This window comes from Arthrobacter sp. HMWF013 (genome assembly GCF_003061105.1).
GTDB lineage: Bacteria > Actinomycetota > Actinomycetes > Actinomycetales > Micrococcaceae > Arthrobacter.
On the sequence record NZ_QAIQ01000639.1, the window covers coordinates 192 to 5,412 of the forward strand.

Below are 5,221 nucleotides of genomic sequence, written 5' to 3' on the forward strand. Positions count from 1 at the left end.
CAGCCGCCGGTCCGCCACAGACCGGCCATGCCGCTTTTCGATGCTGACCGGGTGGTGCCGTTCCCGCCAGATCCGGGTCTTATGCCGGAACCGGGACGCGACAAGATCCCCGACCGGGCCGCCACGATGAGGGTTGGGCGCGTCAGGATCCAGGAAGTGCCCCTCCAACGCCCCCGCGGCGGCCGGGTCAAGGTTGGTGGTCTCGTCCACCATCACCCGTGCATGCTGCCACGAGATCACCCCCGCCTGCAGCGCGGACAGGGTCAACGGCAAATCAGTGATCAAAGTGTGGGATTCGGCCAGCAGGGCCCCGGCGGTCCGCTCACCGACCGTCAGGGCACAGGCGACCTCCGCCACGACTGCCATCTCGTGGGCCCGGTCAGATATATCAGGAGCCGCGAGAGCCTGGGCCGTGTCCGCGTAGCCGGCGGCTGCGTGGACGGTGACGGCGGCGACCTGCGCATTGATCCGAGTAGTCAGGGCCAGCGTGTCCAGCCATCCGTCGGCCTCCCGGCGCAACGGATCACCAGCACTTAAGCCAGTCAATTCGTCAGAGTCAGTGCCGCCCTTTACAGCAGCCAGGAGCTCGGCCGCTGAGGCACAAGCCGCCTCCGCCGCCTTTATTGCCGCTGCTCTTCCCATGCCTCTACCTTCTCAGGGGGCACCGACATTTAAGGGGACGGGGTTCTCGAGCTCAGTCCGCCCGGCCGCAACCGCACACTTCAGGCGAGAGGCGAACACGCTGTTGGCGACGAATGGCATCATCCGGTGGAACACGAGGCAGCCCAACTGTGGCAACGCGCCGCCGTCGTACAGTCCCATTCCAGCTGCGTCGACGAGTCCCCTTCCATGGCGTCGAACGCCTTGTGAAGCCAACGCCAGCGGGCGGGAGATCGACCCACCGCGGGGGCCTGCCCTGGATTGTCGGTGGCCCCTCATAGGCTGTTGATACCAACTTCAGGGGGTAGGCCATGCACACTTCAGCCACATTTTGTTCCATCATTCCGCCGTACCTGCTGCGGCGTTTGGCCCGTCAGGACGCACCGCAGTTCTCTGCCGCCGCCCGCGCGGCAAAGGAAGCGCTGAGCCATGTGAGGTCGGTCCTGTCCGCCAGGACCCAGCCCGCGCCGGCGGTTCCGCAGGGACTGCGCGACGTGAAACCCGGCCCGCCTAACCGAAGCGTTTTCGACGCCGCCGAATCAGAGATTCTGCCCGGCAAACTGTTGCGGAAGGAAGGTGACCCGGCTACCGGCGACGTCTCCGCAGACGAAGCCTATGACGGTCTCGGCCACACCCACCGTCTGTACGCCGACGTCTTCGGCCGGAATTCCATCGACGGCGGGGGTCTCCCGCTCGATGCCACGGTGCATTTCGGCAAGCTTTATGACAACGCCTTCTGGGACGGCCGGCAGATGGTGTTCGGGGACGGTGATGGCGAAATTTTCCAGCGCTTCACCCGTTCGCTCAGCGTCATCGGCCACGAGTTGGCACACGGCGTCACCCAGTATTCCGCGGGCCTCGCGTACCGGAACCAGGCAGGGGCAATCAACGAATCGATGTCGGACGTGTTCGGGGCGCTCGTAGAGCAGTACGTGAAGAACCAGACTACTGCCGAGGCAAGCTGGCTCGTCGGCGAGGGACTCTTCACGCCTCAGGTGGAAGGCAAGGCCCTCCGTTCGCTCAAGGCGCCCGGCACCGCCTACGACGACGACGTGCTGGGCAAGGATCCCCAGCCCGACTCGATGGACTCGTACGTGCGGACCAGCGCGGACAACGGCGGTGTCCATATCAACTCCGGCATCCCCAACCGGGCTTTCTACCTTACTGCTGAATCGCTGGGCGGCAACGCGTGGGAGGCTCCCGGGCGGATTTGGTACGACACCCTCACGGGTGGATCGCTCCCTGCGACCGCCACCTTCCGGGTGTTCGCCAAAGCGACGGCGGAGTCCGCCGTCGATCTCTATGGTTCAGGTTCCGCAGAGCATGACGCAGTCCGGAAGGCGTGGGAAACTGTGAAGGTAAAGCTCTAACCAGCGCTTGGCCGTCAGCCCAGCGGCGGCCAAGCTGCAGGAAGACCAGGAACCAGGCCATGAAAATCAGTGTGGAGCGCACCGGCGGCCTCGCCGCGCTGACACGGGTGTGGACAGTGAACGCCGTGACGGAGAGCGCAAAAAGCCAGTGGCAGCCGATCGTCGAAGCTTGCCCCTGGGATGCCGTGCCCAGGACAATCCGGGCGGCGTCGGCTGAAACCGCCTCCCCGCAGCCGGACCGGTTCATCTATTCCATCAGGGCAGGTCAGCGCCGCGCCGCCCTGCCGGAGCAGGCCGTCACCGGCCCTTGGCGGGTCCTGGTGGACAGCGCGCGCCAGGCTGCCGAAGACTCCCCGCACGGAGCCGGGCAAACACGCCTGTAAAAGCCAACCCTGCTGCCATGCACTGGCCCGTAAGAGCCAGAGCCCAGACGGTCCGCCAGGGGTCAGCCCACAGCGGTGAGCTGACCGCGGAACGCACGGCGGTAGGACTGCGGACTGGTGTCCAGGACCTTGGCGAAGTGGTGGCGCAGCAAGACGGGATGCCCGAAGCCGGATTCCCGGGCAACCTCATCGATGTTGAGGTCGGTGGATTCCAACAGCTCCTGCGCCCTGAGCACCCGCTGGGAGTTCAGCCAAGCCGCTGGCGTCGCCCCGGTTTCGGACCGGAAGCGGCGGGCAAAGGTCCGGTCTGACATGTGCACCCTGGAGGCCAGTTCACTAACGGTGTGTTCGCGGTCAAGGTTCTGCACCATCCACCGCAGCAACGCCTCCATGGGAGCCGATCCGCAGGTGGGCATTGGCCGGTCGATGAACTGCGCCTGGCCGCCGTCGCGGTGTGGCGGAACCACCATGTCACGGGCTATGGCGGCGGCAACGTGCGCCCCCAGCTCGATCCTCACCAGGTGGAGGCAGGCATCAATCCCGGCAGCGGTCCCGGCACTCGTGATCAGGTTGCCGTCCTGGACGTACAGCACGTTTTCGTCCATCTGCACTTCGGGGTACCGGCTGGCAAGCTCCTGGGAGTAGCGCCAGTGCGTGGTGCATCGCCTGGCGTTCAGAATGCCGGCGCGGGCCAGTGCGAAAGCTCCGGAGCAGATGGACATCACCCATGCTCCGCGGGCGTCAGCGGCGCGCAGTGCGTCCATCACGGATTCGGGAACATCCTGGTCATGCCCGTAGGGTGCCATGATCACGAGGTCGGCATCGCGGGTGGCTTCAAGGCCCAGGCTGACGTGCATGGAGAGGCCGGATTTCATCGGCACATCCCCAGGCTCAGCGGTGCAGACACGGAAGTCGAAAGCTGGAACACCACTGCCGCGGTCTGATCTGTCGAGGCCGAACACCTCGCAGGCGGTGCCGAACTCGAAGACTGCAAAGTTGGGAACAACAATCACAGCTACTGTCTTAAGCATGCTTCCATTATGGCAGAAATTTACTCTTTTTGGTCATTTCTGCCACTGTTTTGGAGGGGGTCGGCGGAGCACGATTGAGTCATGGAAATCTTCGGAATCATCCTCGTTGTACTGCTCCTCCTGGTCCTGGCAGCCACAGTCTCAGCACTCCTGCGCGACGGCCTCGGACACAATCCTCCTGTCGCCTCCCACCAGGCCTGGTCCGCCCTGGACCTGCCCAGCACCAGCCACACCCTCCGGGTCTTCTGACCCGTAGCCAGCCCCAAACCCACCTTCATCTCGCCAGCAGCAGGGACCCGGCTCACAAGAGCCGGGTCCCTTGCTCGTGCTTCTGAACCACTGGACTGCAAGGTAAACGACTGGCCGACGGTGCTCCGGTCAACCGGAGAAGCAGGGCGAGGGCGGGAAACAAGCGCCACCCCAGTAGACTGGCAGCAGCCATGACATTTCATATCTCCTATCCTGCTGAGCTGCCCGTTTCCGAGCGCCGCGAGGACCTGATGGCTGCCATCGCCGCCAACCAGGTGACCATCATCGCCGGCGAAACGGGCTCCGGCAAGACCACCCAGATCCCCAAGATGTGCCTCGAGCTTGGCCTCGGCGATGACGGCCTGATCGGGCACACCCAGCCACGCCGTCTCGCGGCCCGCACTGTGGCCGAACGCATCGCCGAGGAACTGGGCGTGGAGATCGGCCAAGAGGTCGGCTTCCAGGTGCGGTTCACCGGCGAGGTCAGCCGCTCCACCAAGGTCAAGCTGATGACGGACGGCATCCTGCTGGCGGAGATCCAGCGCGACAAACTGCTCCGCAAGTACAACGCGATCATCATCGATGAGGCCCACGAACGAAGCCTCAACATCGACTTCATCCTGGGCTACCTCAAACGCATCCTGCCGCAGCGGCCGGACCTGAAGATCATCATCACCTCGGCCACCATCGATCCGCAGCGTTTCGCCAAGCACTTCGGCACGGACGAGGACCCCTCCCCCATCATTGAGGTCTCGGGCCGGACCTTCCCGGTGGAAATCCGGTACCGGCCGCTGTCGCAGCCAGCCGGCGGGGCAGCGGGCGACGACGACGCAGCCTCCGACGACGAACTCGAGGAGGACCGCGATCCCCTGGACGCCGTGTGCGACGCCGTCGACGAACTCGCCGCCGAGGCGCCGGGCGACATCCTCATCTTCTTCTCCGGCGAGCGCGAGATCCGCGACGCCGCTGACGCGCTCAACGCGAGGATCCAGTCCAACCGCCGGCTCGCAGGCACCGAAGTCCTGCCGCTCTTTGCCAGGCTCAGCCTGCAGGAACAGCACAAGGTCTTCCACCCGGGCAACAAACGCCGGATCGTGCTGGCCACCAACGTGGCTGAGACGTCACTGACCGTCCCTGGCATCAAGTACGTCATCGACACCGGCACCGCCCGCATCTCGCGCTACTCGCACCGCACCAAGGTGCAGCGCCTTCCGATCGAGCGCGTTTCGCAGGCCTCCGCGAACCAGCGCTCGGGCCGCTGCGGCCGCGTGTCGGACGGCATCGCCATCCGCCTCTACTCCGAAGAGGACTTCGAGTCCCGTCCCCCGTTCACCGACCCCGAGATCCTGCGCACCAACCTGGCTGCCGTCATCCTGCAGATGACGGCCATGGGGGTGGCCCGCGGCCCGAAGGACGTGGAGAACTTCCCGTTCGTTGAACCGCCGGACTCGCGGGCAATCAACGACGGCGTGACGCTCCTTCGGGAGCTCGGCGCCTTGAATGCCACCCGGCCCGGTGACGCAAAGAG

Annotated in this window: 5 protein-coding genes and 1 pseudogene; 4 read left to right on the top strand and 2 right to left on the bottom strand. The window is 65.3% G+C overall.

What is annotated here, in order from left to right; genetic code table 11:
• Positions 1-546, bottom strand: a pseudogene (locus tag DBR22_RS21290) (HNH endonuclease signature motif containing protein); the annotation flags it as partial.
• A 425-nt stretch (positions 547-971) separates the two neighbouring features.
• On the opposite strand from DBR22_RS21290, the gene DBR22_RS21295 reads away from it, so the two are divergent.
• Positions 972-2,030 carry a M4 family metallopeptidase gene (locus DBR22_RS21295; protein ID WP_108600635.1) on the top strand — a complete coding sequence of 353 codons (1,059 nt, stop codon included), beginning with the start codon at positions 972-974 and terminating at the stop codon, positions 2,028-2,030.
• A 59-nt stretch (positions 2,031-2,089) separates the two neighbouring features.
• A complete protein-coding gene (locus tag DBR22_RS21300; protein WP_108600636.1) occupies positions 2,090-2,413 on the top strand; it encodes a protealysin inhibitor emfourin in 324 nt (107 codons plus the stop codon).
• Positions 2,414-2,475: 62 nt separating this feature from the next.
• Here DBR22_RS21300 and DBR22_RS21305 read toward each other — a convergent pair whose 3' ends face one another.
• A complete protein-coding gene (locus DBR22_RS21305) occupies positions 2,476-3,444 on the bottom strand; it encodes a GlxA family transcriptional regulator (protein ID WP_108600637.1) in 969 nt (322 codons plus the stop codon).
• Positions 3,445-3,525: 81 nt separating this feature from the next.
• Here DBR22_RS21305 and DBR22_RS24030 point away from each other — a divergent pair, with 81 nt between their 5' ends.
• Together DBR22_RS24030 and hrpA are read left to right on the top strand one after the other, a co-directional pair.
• The gene (locus tag DBR22_RS24030) at positions 3,526-3,693 is read left to right on the top strand and encodes a hypothetical protein (RefSeq protein WP_181365279.1); all 168 of its coding nucleotides are present in this window, start codon (positions 3,526-3,528) and stop codon (positions 3,691-3,693) included.
• A gap of 191 nt (positions 3,694-3,884) precedes the next feature.
• The coding region (hrpA, locus tag DBR22_RS21310) for an ATP-dependent RNA helicase HrpA (protein ID WP_108600638.1) at positions 3,885-5,221 on the top strand (1,337 nt) is incomplete at its 3' end.

What these genes read in the sequence shown, in the direction of transcription:
- DBR22_RS21295 (WP_108600635.1), top strand. Translation starts at nt 972, where the DNA reads ATGCACACTTCAGCCACATTTTGTTCCATCATTCCGCCGTACCTGCTG.
- DBR22_RS21300 (WP_108600636.1), top strand. Translation starts at nt 2,090, where the DNA reads ATGAAAATCAGTGTGGAGCGCACCGGCGGCCTCGCCGCGCTGACACGG.
- DBR22_RS21305 (WP_108600637.1), bottom strand. Translation starts at nt 3,444, where the DNA reads ATGCTTAAGACAGTAGCTGTGATTGTTGTTCCCAACTTTGCAGTCTTC.
- DBR22_RS24030 (WP_181365279.1), top strand. Translation starts at nt 3,526, where the DNA reads ATGGAAATCTTCGGAATCATCCTCGTTGTACTGCTCCTCCTGGTCCTG.